15 protein-coding genes are annotated in these 19094 nt (G+C 53.9%); 10 read left to right on the top strand and 5 right to left on the bottom strand.

The genetic code is table 11. The features are described 5' to 3' along the window. The first annotated feature begins 56 nt into the window (after positions 1 to 56). The 3 genes from A5774_RS04315 (at position 57) to A5774_RS04305 (ending at position 4161) form a co-directional block, all read left to right on the top strand. Positions 57 to 1088 (top strand): 6-phosphofructokinase, encoded by a 1032-nt coding sequence (locus A5774_RS04315; protein WP_023019615.1) that lies wholly within the window; start codon positions 57 to 59, stop codon positions 1086 to 1088. A 58-nt stretch (positions 1089 to 1146) separates the two neighbouring features. Continuing rightward, a complete protein-coding gene (gene gatB / locus A5774_RS04310; RefSeq protein ID WP_024272668.1) occupies positions 1147 to 2655 on the top strand; it encodes an Asp-tRNA(Asn)/Glu-tRNA(Gln) amidotransferase subunit GatB in 1509 nt (502 codons plus the stop codon). 93 nt (positions 2656 to 2748) lie between these two features. Beyond that, positions 2749 to 4161, top strand: coding sequence for a hypothetical protein (locus A5774_RS04305; protein WP_064833534.1), 1413 nt, complete (start codon positions 2749 to 2751; stop codon positions 4159 to 4161). A gap of 29 nt (positions 4162 to 4190) precedes the next feature. On the opposite strand, the gene A5774_RS04300 is transcribed toward A5774_RS04305, so the two are convergent. Next, a complete protein-coding gene (locus A5774_RS04300; RefSeq protein WP_064833532.1) occupies positions 4191 to 5285 on the bottom strand; it encodes a glutathione S-transferase C-terminal domain-containing protein in 1095 nt (364 codons plus the stop codon). A 112-nt stretch (positions 5286 to 5397) separates the two neighbouring features. Between A5774_RS04300 and A5774_RS04295 the strand changes: the two genes are divergently transcribed. Further along, positions 5398 to 6165, top strand: coding sequence for an HNH endonuclease family protein (locus A5774_RS04295; protein ID WP_051619247.1), 768 nt, complete (start codon positions 5398 to 5400; stop codon positions 6163 to 6165). Positions 6166 to 6231: 66 nt separating this feature from the next. After that, entirely contained in the window at positions 6232 to 7425 is a 1194-nt protein-coding gene (locus A5774_RS04290; RefSeq protein WP_064833529.1) for a DoxX family membrane protein, read from the top strand. On the opposite strand, the gene A5774_RS04285 is transcribed toward A5774_RS04290, so the two are convergent. From A5774_RS04285 to A5774_RS04270, 4 genes are all read right to left on the bottom strand, one after another. Further along, positions 7422 to 8678 (bottom strand): glycosyltransferase family 87 protein, encoded by a 1257-nt coding sequence (locus A5774_RS04285; RefSeq protein ID WP_031267992.1) that lies wholly within the window; start codon positions 8676 to 8678, stop codon positions 7422 to 7424. The two genes, A5774_RS04290 and A5774_RS04285, sit on opposite strands and share 4 nt — an antisense overlap. Before the next feature lie 34 nt (positions 8679 to 8712). Next, positions 8713 to 10554, bottom strand: a complete 1842-nt coding sequence (gene ilvD / locus A5774_RS04280) for a dihydroxy-acid dehydratase (RefSeq protein WP_064833528.1) — start codon at positions 10552 to 10554, stop codon at positions 8713 to 8715. A gap of 66 nt (positions 10555 to 10620) precedes the next feature. Further along, on the bottom strand, positions 10621 to 11259 hold the full coding sequence (locus A5774_RS04275; RefSeq protein WP_231892339.1) for a PH domain-containing protein: 639 nt from the start codon (positions 11257 to 11259) through the stop codon (positions 10621 to 10623). Between the two features lie 32 nt (positions 11260 to 11291). Next, a complete protein-coding gene (locus A5774_RS04270) occupies positions 11292 to 12524 on the bottom strand; it encodes a mechanosensitive ion channel family protein (protein ID WP_021352357.1) in 1233 nt (410 codons plus the stop codon). Between the two features lie 315 nt (positions 12525 to 12839). Here A5774_RS04270 and A5774_RS04265 point away from each other — a divergent pair, with 315 nt between their 5' ends. The 5 genes from A5774_RS04265 to serA all read left to right on the top strand — a co-directional run bounded on the left by A5774_RS04265 (position 12840) and on the right by serA (position 18996). Next, complete coding sequence (locus tag A5774_RS04265) at positions 12840 to 14711, top strand: acetolactate synthase large subunit (RefSeq protein ID WP_021352356.1); 1872 nt, start codon at positions 12840 to 12842, stop codon at positions 14709 to 14711. Between the two features lie 2 nt (positions 14712 to 14713). Beyond that, the gene (ilvN, locus tag A5774_RS04260; RefSeq protein ID WP_021352355.1) at positions 14714 to 15229 is read left to right on the top strand and encodes an acetolactate synthase small subunit; all 516 of its coding nucleotides are present in this window, start codon (positions 14714 to 14716) and stop codon (positions 15227 to 15229) included. 105 nt (positions 15230 to 15334) lie between these two features. Further along, positions 15335 to 16348, top strand: coding sequence for a ketol-acid reductoisomerase (ilvC, locus tag A5774_RS04255; RefSeq protein ID WP_021352354.1), 1014 nt, complete (start codon positions 15335 to 15337; stop codon positions 16346 to 16348). Between the two features lie 10 nt (positions 16349 to 16358). Then, positions 16359 to 17285, top strand: coding sequence for a hypothetical protein (locus A5774_RS04250; protein WP_156519541.1), 927 nt, complete (start codon positions 16359 to 16361; stop codon positions 17283 to 17285). A gap of 130 nt (positions 17286 to 17415) precedes the next feature. Next, positions 17416 to 18996 carry a phosphoglycerate dehydrogenase gene (gene serA, locus A5774_RS04245; RefSeq protein WP_023019607.1) on the top strand — a complete coding sequence of 527 codons (1581 nt, stop codon included), beginning with the start codon at positions 17416 to 17418 and terminating at the stop codon, positions 18994 to 18996. Positions 18997 to 19094 lie beyond the last annotated feature (98 nt).

Genomic DNA, 19094 nt, shown 5'->3' with positions numbered 1-19094 from the left:
GGTAGCGAGACGTACCGCACGCTGCAACTCTGCGCTGGCTTGCCTACAGTAGAAGCATGCGTATTGCCACATTGACTTCGGGCGGCGACTGTCCAGGTCTGAACGCCGTTATCCGTGCCGTCGTTCGCACGGCGAATCAGGAACATGATTCCACTGTCGTCGGTTACCGCGACGGCTGGTTGGGCTTGTTGGATGACGATCGTGTCGACCTTTACGACGATGACGCCATCGATAAGATTTTGGTTCGCGGTGGCACTATTTTAGGAACCGGACGCTTACACCCGGATATTTTCAAAGCTAATTTAGAAACGATCAAGGATAATCTTGCTGACGCCCGCGTCGATGCGTTAATCGCAATTGGCGGTGAAGGCACGCTGAAAGGCGCGAAATGGTTGGCTGATAACGGTGTCCCTGTGATTGGCGTGCCGAAAACCATTGATAATGATGTGTTGGCAACTGATTACACCTTTGGATTTGATAGTGCAGTCGCGGTTGCTACTGACGCAATTGACCGCCTGCACGCTACTGCGGAATCACACCAGCGGATCTTTATCGTGGAAGTCATGGGGCGGCATACCGGATGGATTGCTTTGCACGCAGGTTTAGCCGGAGGTGCTCACCATATCGTGATTCCGGAAGTTCCTTTCGATGTCAGTGAAATCACCAAGTCGATGGAACGGCGTTTCCAGATGGGGGAGAAGTACGGCATTATCGTGGTCGCGGAAGGTGCGCAACCGCGACCAGGCACTATGGCGGTTGATGACAAGGGGGTCGACGAATTCGGCCACCGTCGGCTCGGTGGTATGGGGCAGTTGATCGGGGAGGAAATATCACGTTCTACTGGTTATGACGTGCGGACCACCGTACTGGGACATGTGCAGCGTGGAGGTACCCCCACCGCGTTTGACCGTGTCCTCGCCAGCCGATTTGGCGTGCATGCCACCCGCGCGGCCCATCGCGGCGAATTTGGCTCCTGCGTGGTGTTAAAAGGAGAGTATATCGAGACGCTTCCGCTGGCAGAAGTCGTCTCTAGGCTCAAAACTGTGCCTATGCGTCGTTACGAAATTGCCCAGGCGCTGTTCGGCTAAATAGCGGTGCTGAAGCCCCGTGCACGAAGTCCCGGCCAAAACCATTACCATGGTGGCTATGACTGCTGCGATGTATGATTTGCTGGACTACGACGAAGTCCTAGAAAAGTACGACCCGGTGATGGGTCTTGAGGTCCATGTTGAGTTGGGGACGGAAACCAAGATGTTTTCTACCTCCTCGGCGCATTTCGGTGATGCACCAAACTCAAATGTCGATCCGGTGTCGCTGGGGCTGCCTGGCGCACTGCCTGTAGTTAACGCCAAAGGCGTGGAATGGGCTATCAAGATTGGCCTGGCATTGAATTGCCAGATTGCAGAATCTTCCCGGTTTGCCCGGAAAAATTATTTTTATCCGGATCAACCGAAAAACTACCAAATTTCGCAGTACGATGAGCCGATTGCTTACGACGGCTACCTCGATGTGGTATTGGATGACGGCACCGAGTGGCGTGTAGAAATTGAGCGCGCGCATATGGAAGAAGACACCGGCAAGTTGACCCACTTGGGTGGCGCTGATGGTCGTATTCACGGTGCGACTGCGTCATTGGTTGATTACAACCGTGCTGGCATTCCGTTGATCGAGATTGTGACTAAGCCAATCGTCGGCGCCGGCGAGCGGGCCCCGGAGGTTGCTCGCGCTTATGTGACCGCTTTACGTGAACTGGTTGCAGCGCTCGGCGTCTCTGATGCTCGCATGGATCAGGGATCAATGCGTGTAGATTCCAACCTTTCCTTGCGTCCAAAGGGCAGCGAGGAATTCGGAACTCGTACCGAGACGAAAAACATCAACTCGTTGAAATCAGTAGAGCAGGCCGTACGGTTCGAAATGCAGCGCCAAGCTTATGCATTGGATAACGGCGAAGAGATTGCCCTGGAAACTCGCCACTACCAGGAGTCGGACGGTTCGACGGCCCAGGGACGCCCGAAAGAGACTGCGGAAGATTACCGCTATTTCAACGATCCAGACTTGCCACCGGTATCTGCTCCGCGCGAATGGGTAGAAGAAATCAAGCAGACCCTTCCAGAAATGCCGTGGATTCGCCGTGCGCGTATTCAGGAAGAGTGGGGCCTGAAAGATAAAGAGATGCGTGATCTCGTCAACGCGGGTGCGCTCGAGCTAATCATTGAGACTACGGAGCACGGTGCGACCGCCGATGAGGCTCGTGCCTGGTGGGTTTCTTACTTGTCTGGCAAGGCCAACGAAAGTGGCCTGGAACTGGCCGCGTTGCAGATTACCCCGGCACAGGTTGCGCGCGTCGTGGAGTTGGTCAAGGAAGGAAAGTTGACCACGAAGCTGGGGCGTAAGGCCGTCGACGGAGTTTTGGAAGGCGAGGGCGATGTCGACGAGGTCGTCGCCAAGCGCGGTCTTGAGGTCGTTCGTGATGATGGTGCGATTGAAAAAGCAGTTGACGACGCCTTGGCTGATAACCCGGATATTGTGGAGAAGTACCGCGCCGGAAACAAGAAGGTCACTGGCGCTATCGTCGGTGCCGTGATGAAAGCTACGCAGGGTAAAGCTGACCCAGGTCAAGTCAACAAATTGATCGCGGAAAAGCTAGCGGAATAAACGCTCAACAATACAAAATGCCTTAGTGCGTGTATCGTAGGAACGTCAATTCTTCGAAGACAATGTTCTTACACTAAGAAAGAGCGATGATTCGTGTCTTATACACGCATTACAGGTATTGCCCTGTCCTTTGTGGGCCTCGTTGTCGGTGCAGGTTTTGCTACCGGCCGTGAGGTCGTACAGTATTTCTCGTCCTATGGAATGTGGGGGCTAGCAGGTGCTGCGGTAGCAGGCATCATTATGGCCCTGGCTGGAACTGTGTTTCTGCAATTGGGTAGTTATTTCCATGCCCGCGAACACCGCTTGGTGTTTAAACGCACCACACATCCAATCGTCTCCATCTTGTTGGACATTTCGGTAGTCATCACCCTGTTCTCTATCGGCTTTGTGATGCTTGCAGGTGCCGGTTCTAACTTAGAGCAGCAGTTCGGGTGGCAGCCATGGATTGGTTCCACGGTTATGCTGGTGCTGGTTCTTGTAGCCGGAATGTTGGATGTCAATAAAGTTTCGCGCATCATCGGTTTGCTTACGCCGTTGATTATCATCGCGATTGTTTCTGTTGCCATCTATACCTTCTTCAACTGGCCAGACGATGTGAATTTGGTTGCGCAACGTTCTGCTGAAATTGAGAGCCCAATTAGTAACTGGCTGTTGTCGGCTCTTAACTACAACGGTCTCGCATTGATCCTTGCGGTCTCGATGACCTTGGTTATTGGTGGCGACTACCTGGATCCACGTGAAGCTGGTTGGGGTGGCTTGTTCGGTGGTATCGCTTACGCCATCATGTTGGTCCTGGCGACCATGGCGATGTTGTTCAATGCAGAGTTGATTGATGGAACCTCGATTCCGATGCTCACCCTGGTTGATGACATCAACGAAAACCTCGGCCTGATCATGGCGCTAGTGATCTTCGCCATGGTGTTTAACACCGCAATTGGTATGTTCTACGCTCTCGGTAAGCGCCTTTCCGCTGGCCGCGAGAACCAGTACCGCGTGATCTTCATTGTGGGCACCTTGCTGGGATTTGCCGTCAGCTTTATCGGCTTCGACATCCTGATGCAATACGTTTACCCAGTTCTGGGTTACATGGGCATGTTCATGGTTGTGGTGCTGGTTGGTGCCTGGGTTAAGTCTTTCTCGCGGATTCGCGATGAAGCCACTAAACGCGCGCGCTTGCGCCAACTGATGTACTTGTCTTTGCACCCTGATAAGGAGCTTGAAAGGAAGCACAACGAAGAAATGCAGAAGTTGGTTTCGGAGTCCAACTTGGGCGACAAGGAACTGTACAACTACATTTCGGATGAAGTCGCCACCCAGCTGGATGATGACGATGATGTCGATTTCAGCATCGGCGAAGACTACAAGTTGCTTGCCGACGAAAACCAAGCAGAAGCCAAGGAAGAAAAGACGGCAGATACTTATGCGGATTCTCTCGCCCAGGATTCCGTGCGGCCTGCAGATGAGTCTCCTTCTGAAAAAGAAGAGAAGCGGTCGCAAGCCGATTAATCGGATGGGCGTTTAGTTTTCTACCCGACCTAATGTAAGCGGAAAAGTTCGCGTTGCATTTGGGTCGGGTTTTTTAGTTTTTCTTCTTCGGGTAGTGCGCCGGGGAGGCTGGTGCCTTCCGCGAATGGTGCACCAGCTAGATGGTCACGCCCGTGTGGTTGTGCCAGCCCGGACATGTCTGGGCCAGCGGGCACGATCTGCGTAGGATTAACTTCGCGGTGCACGATGTAATAATGTTGTTTGATCTCAGTGAAATCCGTCGTGTCGCCAAACCCAGGGGTTTGGAATAGTTCGCGCAGGTAGCCGTAGACGTTATGCATTTCGCTGATTTTGTTGCGGTTGGCTTTGAAATGACCATGGTAAACGGCATCAAAGCGAATCAAGGTAGCGTAAGCCCGGATATCGGTTTCGGTGATGTGCTCACCCATGATGAAACGCCGGGATGCTAGGCGCTGTTCGAGCCAGTCCAATACTTCGAAGACATCTGCGTAGGCTTGTTCGTAGGCTTCTTGCGATGCGGAGAATCCACAGCGGTAGACGCCATTGTTGAATTTTTTGAAGATGAACTCGTTAATCTCGTGCATTTCTGCGTGTTGCTCCCGCGGTGGGAGTAGGTTCGGGGCTCCTTCGCGGTGGTATTTTGTCCATTCGGTCTGGAAATCGCGCACGAGCGACGAGAAATCGTTGGTGACTACTTTTCGGCTAGATTCTTCTACTAGTGCGGGCACTGTGATGCCGCGGGGATAGTCGGGGAAGCGGTTAAAGTAGGCGTCCTGGAGACGAGGAATGCGTAGTACAGGATCGACCTGGCCTGGGTCCAGGTCGAAGGTCCAGGAACGTTTGTCGTGTGTAGGGCCGGCTAGCCCTAGGGAAATGACGTTTTCTAGACCTAGTAGTCGGCGCACTATCACTGCGCGGTGTGCCCAGGGGCAGGCGCGTGCCGCTACCAGTCGGTACCGGTGTGGTTGGACTGGCCAATGCATGACGTTCTGCTCTGCTAGTTGCGCCTGGGTGGTGCTTACTGATGCGAGGATACGGTCCCCGATGTAGTTGGTATCGCGTCGGAATTCTCCGCTAGTGGCGGCGTTGTGGGCGTCTCCGGCCCAATCATCTGTTTGTGGCATGCGTAATTGCTCTCTCTAAAACGGAAACTGTATGACGTGTCAACTATAGCAAAAGCTGTGGTAATCTAAGCGCACTATGCGAGCGCTAAGAAAAACTACGGGGATTGCCCTGATGGGCGCAGTATCTGTGCTGTTATCAGGCTGCACTGTTTCTGGGGGTGCAGATTCCACCCAGGGGCAAGCTGGTGCGACTACAACTACCACGGTGTCTACCACGGTTACCACCACACAGGCTGCGGAAACGAATGCGGAAGCATCGGAGAATCAGAGTGCGCAGCATCCGTTTCCGCATGCGCAACCAGGTGTCTATACAGACGACTCGCTGGATTACCGTGCCATGCATCAGAGCTTGGAGATCAAAGGCCGAGCCCCGAAAACCGGCTATGATAGGGAGCGTTTTGGTTCTGCGTGGACTGACGATGTGAATGTCGCTGGTGGACGTAATGGCTGTGATACTCGCAATGATATTTTGCAACGCGATCTAGCTCAGATCTCTGTTCGCAATGGGACCCATGGATGCCTTGTGGAAAGTGGCGAGTTTACTAGCCCGTATACCGGTGAACACATTGACTTTCGTCGTGGGGACAATCAGGTAGATATCGAACACGTAGTTGCGCTTGGCGACGCCTGGGTGAAGGGGGCTTTCGAATGGGGTGAAACTAAGCGCCGTGATTTCGCGAATGACCCGATTAATCTCTTGGCCGTGGACGCATCCAGCAATCGCGCGAAAGGTGCAGCTGATGCTGCCAGTTGGTTGCCACCCAACAAGGCTTTTCGTTGCGATTATGGGCGTATCCAGGTTCACGTGAAATATGTTTACGGGTTATGGGCTACTGACGCTGAACATCGAGTGCTTGGCGAATTGTTGGACCAGTGCTAGTAACCTCTTCGGTTTATCGGTGGGTTGGTGCCTGGTTTCTGCAGGGTGATCGCATAAATTGGGTCCATGAGCGATCGAAAAAATACTTCCAACACAGCCCAAGGTGGCAACGCTGGCCGAAAACCAGATAAAGCGGATTTTCACGATGACGCATTCGACGTCCCCACCTATGAGGGGCCGCAAACATCGGCGACCCAACCTTCCGAAAAACCACAACGGGCAAAAGCTGACGCAGAGAAAACTTCTCCGTCTACAGAAGCTCGTACAACTATTTTCGAACGAGCTGGCCGGGCAGCTCCTCAGGTGATCGAGCCGAATTCTAGCGAAAACCGCGCTACTGGTGCGAGCGTTGATTCCGAGCCAACGACGCAGTTTGCCCAGCCAGAGGCAGCTACTAATACTGGCGCTACGGATGCTGGTGCACCGAATGCTGGCGCGGCGGATGCTGGCGTGTCGGACGCAATGGATGAGCATCGTCCGGAATACCGGGATGAAGATTTTGCCGCTACCGAAGTCATTGATCCTGCTGGCAAGCAGACCACCATACCGGTTGCAGCATCTGCTACACCACAACAAGCCGGGTATTCGGGGCCACCTCAGCAAGGTGTTCCACAGGGGCAGCAAGGTCTCGCCAACGATGAACAGATTCCGGTTGATGGGCCTTATGCACAGGGAACTGGTGTCTTAGCCGAAACGCCTGGCAACGCTGCTAGTGCAGAGCCGGTGACCACGGTTGATACTCGCCGCGGGACTATTGATTTGGGGCTGTTCCTGCTGCGCATTGCGCTCTCTGCGTGGCTGATCATTCAAGCGACCGGGACGTTTTTCACACTGGGCTCCCATGAGGGTATTGCAGGCTTAGAATCTGATTTTGCTGCTTATAACCAAGCACATTTAGTGGCCATCGCAGTTCCGTCCGTACAATTGGCTGCTGGTATTTTCTTGCTGCTTGGCTTGTTAGCACCAGTTGCTGCCATGCTTGCGTGGATTGTGACTGGGTTTTTGGTCGTCCACGAGCTTGCCCAGGCGCAAACTGGTCTCAACGTTTTTAACTGGGAAGAAACTTTGTGGGTGCCGGTGATGGCAGCAGTTCTTGCGCTGGTAGTTCAATTTACCGGGCCCGGATTATATGCGCTTGATGGTGCGCGCGGCTGGGCACGACGCCCGCTAGCCTCCTCCTGGCTCTTTATGATCCTCGGCATTGCGGCAGTCGTGGTCGCATGGTGGTTGCTGGCAGGAACCAACCCACTGTCGGCTTAAAGCGTTATTTTATCGCTCGTCCCGGTTTGGCTGGGCAATCCTGCTAGCGATTTCTTGTGCTGGTGATACTTGCCTTGTGGTCGGCATTCCCAGGCGATAACGAGCAGGGTTGCTAAGCCGAGCCAGACGAAATCACTAACAAATACCTTCGGCCAAAAGCTTAATGCGTGTACTTCGATGGCATCGCCGTACCACCATTTCGGTGGTTGTTCGAGGACTACCAGAACGGAAATCCAGAGCGCGACGGTAGCCCCAAGGCCGTAATCACGCATGCTATGTGCCCGCCAGAACCACACCGGAACCGCTACGGCTAACCAGACCCAATGGTGGGACCACGACACTGGAGAAATTAATAGCATGATTACTGCGTTGATAAGCCAGGCGTCGACGAGATAGCCACGGCGCAATAACTGGATCATGATCCATGCGCCAGTGGTGATAGTTAGAATTACCAACACTGCCCAGAGAGCAGTCACGAGGTGTCCGGAATCTTCCAAAGCTTGCTCGCTGCTAAACCAGCGCTGGATCATGCCGCGCCAGGAGCTGTTTGATTGGTACGAGGTATTGACTCCGAAATCTCCACCTGAACCCATTCCCAGAAGGCGAGCACCATAAAATTCCCAGGTGGCATCGAAGCGCACGATAGCGGCAAGCAGTGTTGCGAGTGCAGCAGAAATACCGGCGGTGACTATTGCTCGGAAGTCTTTGCGGAGCAGGAAATAGAGCAGCATTGCCAATGGCGTTAGTTTGATTGCGGCGGCGATGCCGATTAGCCATCCTTGTGGGAGTGTGCGTTTGCGGGGTACAAGATCGAGTACCACCAACGACATGAGGATGACGTTAATCTGGGCGAAGCTGTGGTTGAGCTCCACCGGCTCACTGATTAAAGCCAACGCCCAAGAAATAGCTGCGGCTGGCATGGCCCAGCGGTTAGCGTCGAGTAGCCAGCGCCATACCAACCATAAGCAGAGCAGCAAGAGTGCGTTGGAGAGTGCGATGACGATACGACCGGCGAAGGTGTCATCAATCCCAGGGATTATATTGAGGGGTGCCATAAATAGTGCGCCAAACGGCGGATAGATAAATGGCAGCGCGAGGTCGCCGGCAAACATGGGCTCGGAATACATTTCCCGACCGTGCAAAAATGCGTCAACGCCCTGCCGGTAGATCACCATATCCACCGGCGACGCTGTTTTGTTGATGCGATAAAACGTTGCGGCTAGCCCAGCAATTAGCCCGATAATGGTTAGCAATGGAGCACTGTGGTGCCGCAAACTAGTGTCTCTGCTAGTCAACTTGGCGTACGGCCCCTTTATCTGCGCTGGTAGCCATCTTGGCATAAGCACGCAGCGCCTTGGTTACGGTGCGCTTACGTTCGGTGGGCTGCCACGGTTGCGCACGGTTTTCCATTTCTTGGCGACGACGTGCAATTTCTTCGTCGGCAAGTTCTAGGGTTAAGCTCCTGTCCTTGACGGAAATGCGGATGGTATCGCCATTTTCGATCAATCCGATTAAACCACCTGCTGCAGCTTCTGGTGAGATATGCCCAATGGACAGCCCTGAAGTGCCTCCGGAGAACCGGCCATCCGTGATCAGAGCGCACTTTTTGCCCAGCCCAGCGCCCTTTAAGAAGGAGGTAGGGTGCAGCATTTCTTGCATCCCTGGACCTCCGGCAGGGCCTTCGTAACGGATTACGACGACCTCACCAGGTTGTACTTCGCGCTTGAGGATTGCGCTGACAGCAGCTTCTTGGGATTCCAGCACGCGTGCCGGACCGCTAAATTCCCAAAGGTTTTCGTCTACACCCGCGGTTTTCAGTACAGCGCCATCTGGCGAGAGATTGCCGCGCAAGACGACGAGCCCGCCGTCGGCAGAATGGGCGTGCATAACATCATGGATGCAACCTGTCTCGGCATCGGTATCCAATGATTCCCAGTGATTTGTGCTGGAGAATGGCTCAGTGGTGCGCACACCGCCTGGTGCTGCATAAAACAGATCCTCGGCGTCCGTGATTGCTTTGCCCCCGCGGATGTCCCAGTCGTTAAGCCAGCCGTCCAGGGTGTCGTACTGCACCGTATGAACATCTTCGTCCAGCAAACCGCCGCGTCGCAGTTCGCCCAAGATCGCGGGGATGCCACCGGCGCGATGCACATCTTCTACGTGGTAGACCCCATTGGGAGCGACTTTCGACAGACACGGCACTTGGTGTGAGATTTCCTCGATATCGCGTAGATCGAAATCGACCTCGCCTTCTTGGGCTGCAGCGAGGGTATGCAAAATCGTGTTGGTGGAACCGCCCATGGCCATATCGAGCGCCATTGCGTTGCGGAACGCCTTTTTCGTAGCGACGCTGCGTGGCAAGACGGATTCGTCTTCATTACCGTAATAGCGCTCGCACATGTCGACGATTAACTGGCCTGCTTTTTGGAACAAACCGTGGCGTGCCTGGTGTGTTGCCAACGTGGTGCCGTTGCCTGGCAAAGATAAACCAAGGGCTTCGGTCAGACAGTTCATCGAGTTGGCTGTAAACATGCCGGAGCATGATCCGCAGGTAGGGCAGGCCGATTCCTCGATTTTGGCAAGTTCGTCGTCAGAAACTTTGTCGTTAGCCGATGCGGAGATGGCGTCGACAAGGTCTGAAGACGTCTGCGCAACGCCGTCGATGACGACGGCTTTTCCGGCTTCCATCGGGCCGCCGGAAACAAAAACAGTGGGAATGTTTAGGCGCATAGCTGCATTAAGCATGCCCGGGGTGATCTTATCGCAGTTGGAAATGCACACCATGGCGTCGACAGTGTGAGCGTTAACCATGTACTCGACAGAATCGGAGATGATTTCCCGAGAAGGCAAGGAATACAGCATGCCCGAGTGACCCATGGCGATTCCGTCGTCCACCGCGATGGTGTTGAATTCTTTCGGTACACCGCCGGCTTCGCGTACTTGCTCGGCAACGATATCTCCGACGTTCTTTAAGTGCACGTGACCGGGCACGAATTGCGTGTAGGAATTCACGATTGCCACGATTGGCTTACCGAACTCATTATCCCGGGTGCCGGTGGCACGCCATAAAGCGCGCGCGCCTGCAGCATTGCGGCCAACGGTTGTTACTTTCGAGCGAAGAGGGTACACAAGGATGCCTTTCTATTGTGCGGTTTAGTCGGCGAAGCAGGGAGAAATAACCTAAATCCGGTTTTCTCAGCTGTCCCCTTGGTAACGTCGGCGTTGCTGTTGTTGCTGACGCGACTTGCTATGTGGTTTCCGGGGGCTGTGGTCTGGCTTGTGTTCGTGGACTTGTTGGTGCTGCTGTTTGCGAGAGGCCGGGTGCGATTCGTAGTGCTGGGCAGCAACGCCATCGTATTTTTCAAATTCGTCCCGTGTCATCATGATGCGCTGACCGTCGCGATGAGTGATCACAACTTTTTCGTCAGCGGCTTCTTTGCCCTCGGTGAGGACGTCTCGGATTCGTCCTTGAGATGCGGTTTCTAATGCGGGAAGTGATTGGAAAGTCACCCCGGGAAGGTTGAATTGTTTGCCGTCCCGTGTGCTGGCAAAAACTCGGGATCGTTGAAACCCAATGCCTTGGAATTCCTCCCAGGCGATGGTGACATCGGATTTGAAGGCATAGGTAATCGTAATGCCTGTTGCGGTGACGGTTGTTTTTGCGCGTAGAGCCCAGTAGATAAAGGCCAACGGGAAAAGCAACAACCAACCAAGCACAAGGGGAGCCCAGGCGATGCCCATGATTGCAATGCCAATGATGAGTACAGCGGCAATAATGTGGGTGCGCTCTGGGCGGAAACTGGTGCCCTGGGCTGGGTTTTCTGCAACACTCATGGCGACCATGCTACGGGATGAAGGAAAAATCTTTAATTCGTGGATACCTTCAGTGTGGTTTCTGTCGCAGGGGGTGCCAGCGGACCGTGTACCAGTTCGCCGTCGATTTCTATGCTGGAGCCGAGAATACGCACAATGAGCAGAGCGATAAACAATAACGATAGGCCCGTTGTTGAAGGGCGAAGGTTGCCATTGAACGACAATAACTTGCCGACGAGCGTGCGCGGGTCCAGCCTGCGGTAATGCTCGGAGTCTTGTGCGGTTAGCTCGGTGATCTCCTGGCTGTTTTCTTCTGGTGTGGTGGTGCCAAGGGATAGATCCACCCATGGGTTGTTGGCATAAGAACCTGAGGTGTTTTCGGTATATTCCGGTTTCTTTCGTAGGGAGACTTCGCCCTGTAGGTCGCCGTTAATAGTTGGGGCTGAACCGTATTCGCTCCAAAACTCTTCCATTACAGACAGGCGGATGCCACGCTCAACCATCCATTGCATACCTGCTTCAGTCATAATCATCGCACGGATATTTACGGTCCAGGGCATTCCAACTACCTGGGGAGGGTTGATGCCGTTGCCGACCGCTGGGTGAATTTCCAAATCGCCTTTGAGGACTTCGGCGATTTCTGGGACTTCGAGTGCGCGCTGCGTTGCTTTTTGGAATCTCTCGACGGCCTCCCATGGGGTTTTCACTTCGAGCAGCGGGACTGGCATCACGACGACGGCTGAGGACCAGTAGTGCGAATGGTTGATGCAGACGCGGGCGGTGCTGTTTGGGACGATGATGGTCTCTTCATTCAAGGTCCGGATACGGGTGGCGCGCATTGTCACCTGAATGATTGTGCCTTCGACTTCGATTCCGTTGCCTTCAAACTTCACCCAGTCGCCGATGCCATATTGTTTTTCGGACAGAATAAAAAACCCGGCGAGAAAGTCAGCAATAATCGATTGCGCGCCCAGACCTACGGCAGCGGAAGCGGCTGTAGCTGGGATGGTAGCGCCCACGAGAGAGAAGCCTAGTTGCTGCAGGAAAAACACGAACAGCACGAAGTAGGCAATGAGCTGCGCGATATAAATCGCAACACCGGCGACGGCAAGTGATGATTTAGATTCATCAAAATCGGCGATGCGCTGTGACCTGTGTTGTGACCAGCGGTGGGCCAGGCGTCCTGCCCGAGGAACGAGTAGCGCGCCGATGAACAGCAAGGCGAAGTCTACGCCACGTTCGATCGACCAGCGCCAGATCTGTTCCAGCACGAAATCTAGCGTCATGAATCGTATCTTAGACTTCATCGACGGGGTGCTGTGAGCCAGATGGGGGTGAAATCGAGTTTTCTCACATCATTGTGTAATGTAGATCTCGTGATCAACGAAATTCGACTTCAAGTAGTAGTGCCCTAGGGGGCGTGCCCGAACGGGACACACTTGCAGCCGCATTAACGCACGCCTCCGACAGCACCCACCATAGTGCGAATGTCGGGGGCTTTTGTTGTGAGAAGACCGCAATAAAACACCGCAATTTTGCGTCTTCGGCATGATCACCCGAGCGTGAAACATAGAAAACCTTGATGGAATGGAGACCATAACGTGTCGGCCACAAACCAGCCCAGCCCGTCGGTAGCTGCATCCGGCGCCGGTTCCAAGAGCGCAAGCACGCGCATGATCGGTGCAGAAGCCATCGTGAAAACCTTGGAAGACCTTGGTACAGATATTGCTTTCGGCATTCCTGGCGGTGCGGTGCTCCCGCTATACGATGCGCTGTATAGCTCAGAAAAACTACGTCACGTGCTGGCACGCCACGAACAAGGGGCTGGCCATGCGGCAGAGGGCTATGCGCAAGCATCTGGAAAGGTTGGCGTGATGATCGCAACCTCTGGACCAGGAGCCACCAACCTGGTAACCCCGCTTGCTGACGCTATGTTGGACTCTGTCCCGGTTGTAGCGATTACCGGGCAGGTAGGTTCCAAAATGTTGGGTACTGATGCCTTTCAGGAAGCCGATATTCGTGGCGTCACAATGCCTGTGACCAAGCATAATTTCATGGTTACGCATGTAGAAGAAATCCCAGAAGCGATTGTTTCGGCATTTCACCTGGCGTCGACGGGACGTCCGGGGCCGGTGTTGGTGGATATCCCGAAAGATCTGCAGGTTGCAGAGTTAGACTATATTTTCCCGACGACGGTGGACCTTCCAGGTTATAAGCCAGTAACCAACCCACACCCGCGACAACTGACTGCTGCAGCTGATCTGATAGCCGCGGCGGACAAACCGGTGTTGTATATCGGCGGTGGTGTGATTAAGGCGGAAGCGCACCGTGAGTTGCGGGAGTTTGCAGAATACACGGGTATCCCGGTCGTGACCACGCTGATGGGGCTGGGGTCATTTCCGGAATCGCATGAACTGCACATGGGCATGCCGGGCATGCATGGTTCGGTTCCCGCGGTTGCAGCTTTGCAACGTGCCGATTTGCTTATCACGATCGGTGCGCGTTTCGATGACCGGGTTACGGGTGATACTTCTACCTTTGCGCCGGATGCCAAAGTTATCCACGCTGATGTGGATCCGGCGGAGATCGGTAAGATTCGGGCAGTGGATGTTCCGATCGTCGGGGACGCCCGGGAAGTTTTGCTGGGTCTGTTGCGAGCTTTCCAGAACAATTCTTCCCGCGCGGTTCGCGATCTGACTCCGTGGATGACCTACTTGCATGGCCTGCAGGAACGTTTCCCTCGTGGCTACGACGAGCAGGCTGACGGTGCGTTGTCACCACAGTATGTCATTGAGCAACTTTCGCAGGCAGCTGGTCCGGATGCCGTCTATGTCGCGGGCGTCGGACAGCATCAGATGTGGTCTGCGCAGTTTATTGATTTTGAGAAGCCACGCACGTGGCTAAATTCTGGTGGTTTGGGAACCATGGGCTATTCCGTTCCTGCTGCTATGGGTGCAAAAGCCGGTTGTCCAGAAAAAGAAGTCTGGTCTATCGACGGCGATGGTTGTTTCCAAATGACCAACCAGGAGCTCACCACCTGTTTCATGGAGGGGTTCCCGATTAAGGTGGCTCTGATTAACAACGGTAACTTGGGTATGGTGCGCCAGTGGCAGACGCTGTTTTTCAACGAGCACTATTCCAATACCAAATTGAAGAAAGAAAACAGCGATTACGTGCCGGACTTCGTGCAGCTCTCTGAGGCGATGGGCTGCGTCGCGTTGCGGGTCACTAAAAAGGAAGAAGTCGCGCCTGCTATTGCGAAAGCACGGGAGATCAACGACCGTCCGGTCGTCATCGATTTCGTCGTTGGGGAGGACGCGCAAGTTTGGCCGATGGTCTCAGCCGGGGCGTCGAACTCGGATATTCAGTACGCGAAAGACTTGCGTCCACTTTTCGACGAAGATAACTCTGCTGGGGAATCCCCAGCACAAATTCATGAGACCGTGCAAGAGCATCCGGAACAGGAGAAATAACCATGGCTGCATATGAGACGACTCGCCACACGTTGTCTGTCCTAGTCCAAGACGTCGACGGTATTATTTCCCGCGTTGCGCAGCTGTTTACCCGCCGCGGTTATTCCCTCATTTCTCTAGTTTCTGGACGCACCGAAAAATCTGGTATCAACCGCTTGACCGTGGTTGTTGATGCAGATGATGTCGTAATTGAACAAGTCACGAAGCAGCTGAACAAGCTGATCGAGGTGCTTAAGGTTGTTCGACTGGAAGAGTCGCAATCAATTGCGCGGCAGATCATGCTGGTTAAGGTATCTGCGGATGCCTCCAACCGCCCACAGGTAGTGGATGCTGCGAATATTTTCCGGGCTCGGATTGTCGACGTCGCTAAGGAATCCGTTGTCATTGAGGCCACTGGAACTTCGGGTAAGCTCCGCGCATTGTTGGATGTGCTTGAGCCATTTGGGGTTCGTGAACTCGTTATGGGTGGTCGGATCGCGCTGGCTCGTGGCCCGAAGATCATGGCCCCCGGAAAATGATCTCACCTAGTGGCAGATCTGTCTCATAGCGTGATACGCATTGTGGTAGATTAAAATCAGGTTAGAAGCTATTTCTAATATAGAATCCGACAGAAAGGATCTTTTATGGCTATTGAAACTTTTTACGAGGACGACGCGGACCTGTCGATCATCCAGGGTCGCAAGGTAGCCATCATTGGCTACGGTTCTCAGGGACACGCACACGCTCAAAACCTGCGTGATTCCGGCGTTGAGGTTGTTATCGGTCTGCGCGAAAATTCCCGGTCCCGCGCTAAGGCGGAGGAAGCTGGCTTCACCGTCAAGAGCAACGCGGAAGCTTCCGAATGGGCAGATGTCATCATGGTTCTTGCGCCAGATACTGCTCAGAAAGATCTGTATAACAATGAGATCGCACCAAATTTGAAGGATGGCGACGCTGTCCTGTTCGGCCATGGTCTAAACATCCATTTCAAGCTGATTGAACCCGCTGACAACATCACTATCGGCATGGTTGCACCAAAGGGGCCGGGGCACCTAGTTCGTCGCCAGTTTGCAGACGGCAAAGGCGTTCCTTGTTTGATCGCTATTGAGCAGGATCCGAAGAAGGAAGGCCATGACCTGTGCCTGTCTTATGCTTCTGCAATTGGTGGTGCTCGTGCTGGCGTTATCCCAACCACGTTTGAAGCGGAAACCGTCACTGACCTTTTCGGTGAGCAAGCAGTTCTCTGTGGTGGTACTGAGCAGCTGGTGAAGACAGGTTTCGAAGTTCTGGTCGAGGCCGGCTACGAGCCAGAGATGGCCTACTTCGAGTGCCTGCATGAGCTGAAGTTGATTGTGGACTTGTTGTTCGAGGGTGGTCTGACCAACATGAACTACTCGGTTTCTGACACCGCTGAGTTCGGTGGCTACCTGTCGGGTCCACGTGTGATCAACGATGACACCAAGCAGCGCATGAAAGATATCCTGAGCGACATTCAGGACGGTACTTTCACCAAGCGTCTGATCGACAACGTGGAAAACGGCAACAAGGAGCTCGAGGATCTACGTAAGGAGACCAACGAGCACCAGATTGAGACCACAGGCGCGAAGCTTCGCGATCTGATGAGCTGGGTGAAAAACCCACTTGATGCCACGGCTTAACCATAGATCGGTGGTGGCAGCGGTCATCGCTGCCAGTGGATTGGTGGTCTCTTCGTGTAGTTCGGTGCAGCAAAATTTTGAATCGCGCCCTTTCGAAAAGACCACCTCTGCTATTCCCACCGCTATTAATCAGGCGCGTTCAGAAAATCTGAACCGGTTCGTTGATGATGCCTATCCGAATAGGGTACAAGTCATCGCGGAGGACTTCGGTTTGGAGACTGTGCGGGAATTCTTTAGACAATCACGCACACTGATTGTGGTTGAAAACCGCGATGGGGCTATTGCCCGGGGAGCGTCGATTGGCATAGCACAATACGCTCCGGTGGTGATCTATGACCGGAGCGTGCACGGCGAAATCCGCCAATTAATTGAAGACTTAAGGGTCGAAAGGGTTCTTACCGTCGGTAAAGTGGGGATCGCAGATAGTACAGGCGCGTTCGAAGTGTTCAATGACCCTGGCACCGATCAAGCTTTGGCGGATTTTTCAGCGCACGAATTTGAACAAATCGAAGTCAGTGATCCTGCCAATCTCGTACACGCTTTATCTCAGCTGACCCCTGGTGGCAAGCAAGAAGTGGTGGCTACATGGGATCCGTTGGAAACCCGGGAGCACGATCCCTTGCCCGCGGTTTATGCACAATCGCGGCGTGATAAAGAAATGGCGCCGGTGATGGTGGCTACTAATGAATCGCCAGCAATTTCGGTAGCTAATGCCACGGCTTTCGGAGCTAAAGTGCGCGTGATGCCAGAGACCGATCTCACCAGTAATTTTGAGTCTTTGGCTATGGTCGCAGGTCTTGCCGACGGGCCATTGATCGCTTTTGGGCGTCAATTTGGAACCTCACGGGAGTTTTCGCACAAAATTCGGGTTGCAGAACTTTCTGCACAGCGAGCAGAAAATACCACCGTTTCGAAGAGCAAAAATACCAAGTCTTAAGCGGTTGCGCTTCACGAATTTTAATCCCGGTGGAGCTCGCGCCGCCACACCAACCTGGTTGTATAATCCAAACCACATCCCAAGTTCATAGCACCTCTATTCAAGCCAATTTTCGCAGGAGAGTATTTCAGTGACCAAGCCGGTGGTTTTAATCGCAGACAAACTAGCGCAGTCCACGGTCGACGCCCTGGGCGATGCCGTCGAAGTTCGTTGGGTTGATGGCCCAAATCGCCAGGAACTGCTGGCTGCAGTTGGCGATGCGGATGCGCTGCTGGTGCGTTCGGCAACGACCGTCGACAGGGAAGTGCTCGAGGCCGCACCAAAGCTCAGCATCGTTGGGCGCGCAGGTGTCGGGTTGGACAATGTTGATATTGATGCAGCTACTGAACGTGGCGTCATGGTTGCAAACGCCCCAACATCAAATATTCATTCTGCGTGTGAACAAGCCATTGCGCTCCTGATGGCTACAGCGCGACAGATTCCGGCCGCTGATAAGACTCTGCGCGACGGCGAATGGAAGCGTTCGTCGTTCAAAGGCGTGGAAATCTTCAATAAAACTATCGGTATCGTCGGATTCGGCCACATTGGCCAGTTGTTTGCACAACGTCTGGCAGCATTCGAAACCGAAATTATCGCCTATGACCCTTACGCGAACCCGGCGCGTGCCGCGCAATTAGGCGTGGAGTTGGTGGAGCTCGATGAGCTCATGTCGCGTTCGGATTTTGTGACCATTCACTTGCCGAAGACCAAAGAAACTGCTGGTATGTTCAACGCCGATTTGTTGGCAAAGGCGAAGAAGGGCCAGATCATCATCAACGCGGCTCGCGGTGGTTTGGTTGACGAATCGGCATTGGCAGAATCTATTAAATCCGGACACCACCGTGGCGCCGGTTTTGACGTGTATGAATCCGAGCCGTGCACTGATTCTCCATTATTTGCGTTGCCAGAAACCGTGGTTTCCCCACATTTGGGAGCGTCCACCGTGGAGGCACAGGACCGGGCAGGTACCGACGTTGCAGCATCTGTTCTGAAGGCGCTGCGTGGTGAATTCGTTGCCGATGCCGTCAATGTTTCTGGTGGCCGTGTTGATGAAGAAGTTGCCCTTTGGCTGGAATTATCACGGAAGTTGGGGGTTGCGGCCGCTCGTTTCTTGGATGGTGCCCCAGTTTCTCTGGAGGTAACAGGGTGCGGTGAGCTGTCCACGGAGAAACTAGACGTTTTGGGTCTGTCCGCAGTCCGTGGTCTGTTCAGTGGTGTGACGGATGAAGCGATTACTTTCGTTAATGCTCCGCAAGTTGCGCAACAGCGTGGTTTGCAGATTAGCGTGGATAGCCAGAGTGAATCTGCTTACCACCGTTCCTCGCTTCAGGTGAAAGTTGTTGCTTCTAATGGTGCTTCAGCCACGGTGGTTGGTGCGCTGACTGGTACAGAACGCATCGAAAAGATCGTACGGATTGATGGTCGCGGTGTAGACATGCGTGCCGAGGGGCGTAACTTGTTCTTCCAGTACACTGACGTTCCTGGTGCTCTGGGAGTTGTTGGCACTGAACTGGGCAACGCTGGCATCAACATCGAAGCAGCGGCGTTGACCCAGGCTGCTAAGGGTGATGGCGCTATTTTGATTTTGCGTGTGGAAGCAGAAGTTCCAGCTGAGCTTGAGAAGACGATCGCAGACAAGCTGTCTGCAGAATCGTTCCAGCTGGTGTTCTAGAGCTAGTTGGCTGAGTTCTCCTAGGTTTGGCGAGCGGTCTGTCCTTTATTTGGGCAGACCGTTCGTCGTGCTAGGGGCTTGTGTGCATGGTGGCGGGG

This window comes from Corynebacterium sp. EPI-003-04-2554_SCH2473622 (assembly GCF_001665955.1).
Lineage (GTDB): Bacteria > Actinomycetota > Actinomycetes > Mycobacteriales > Mycobacteriaceae > Corynebacterium > Corynebacterium pseudodiphtheriticum.
This window is presented reverse-complemented; position numbering and strand designations above follow the sequence as displayed.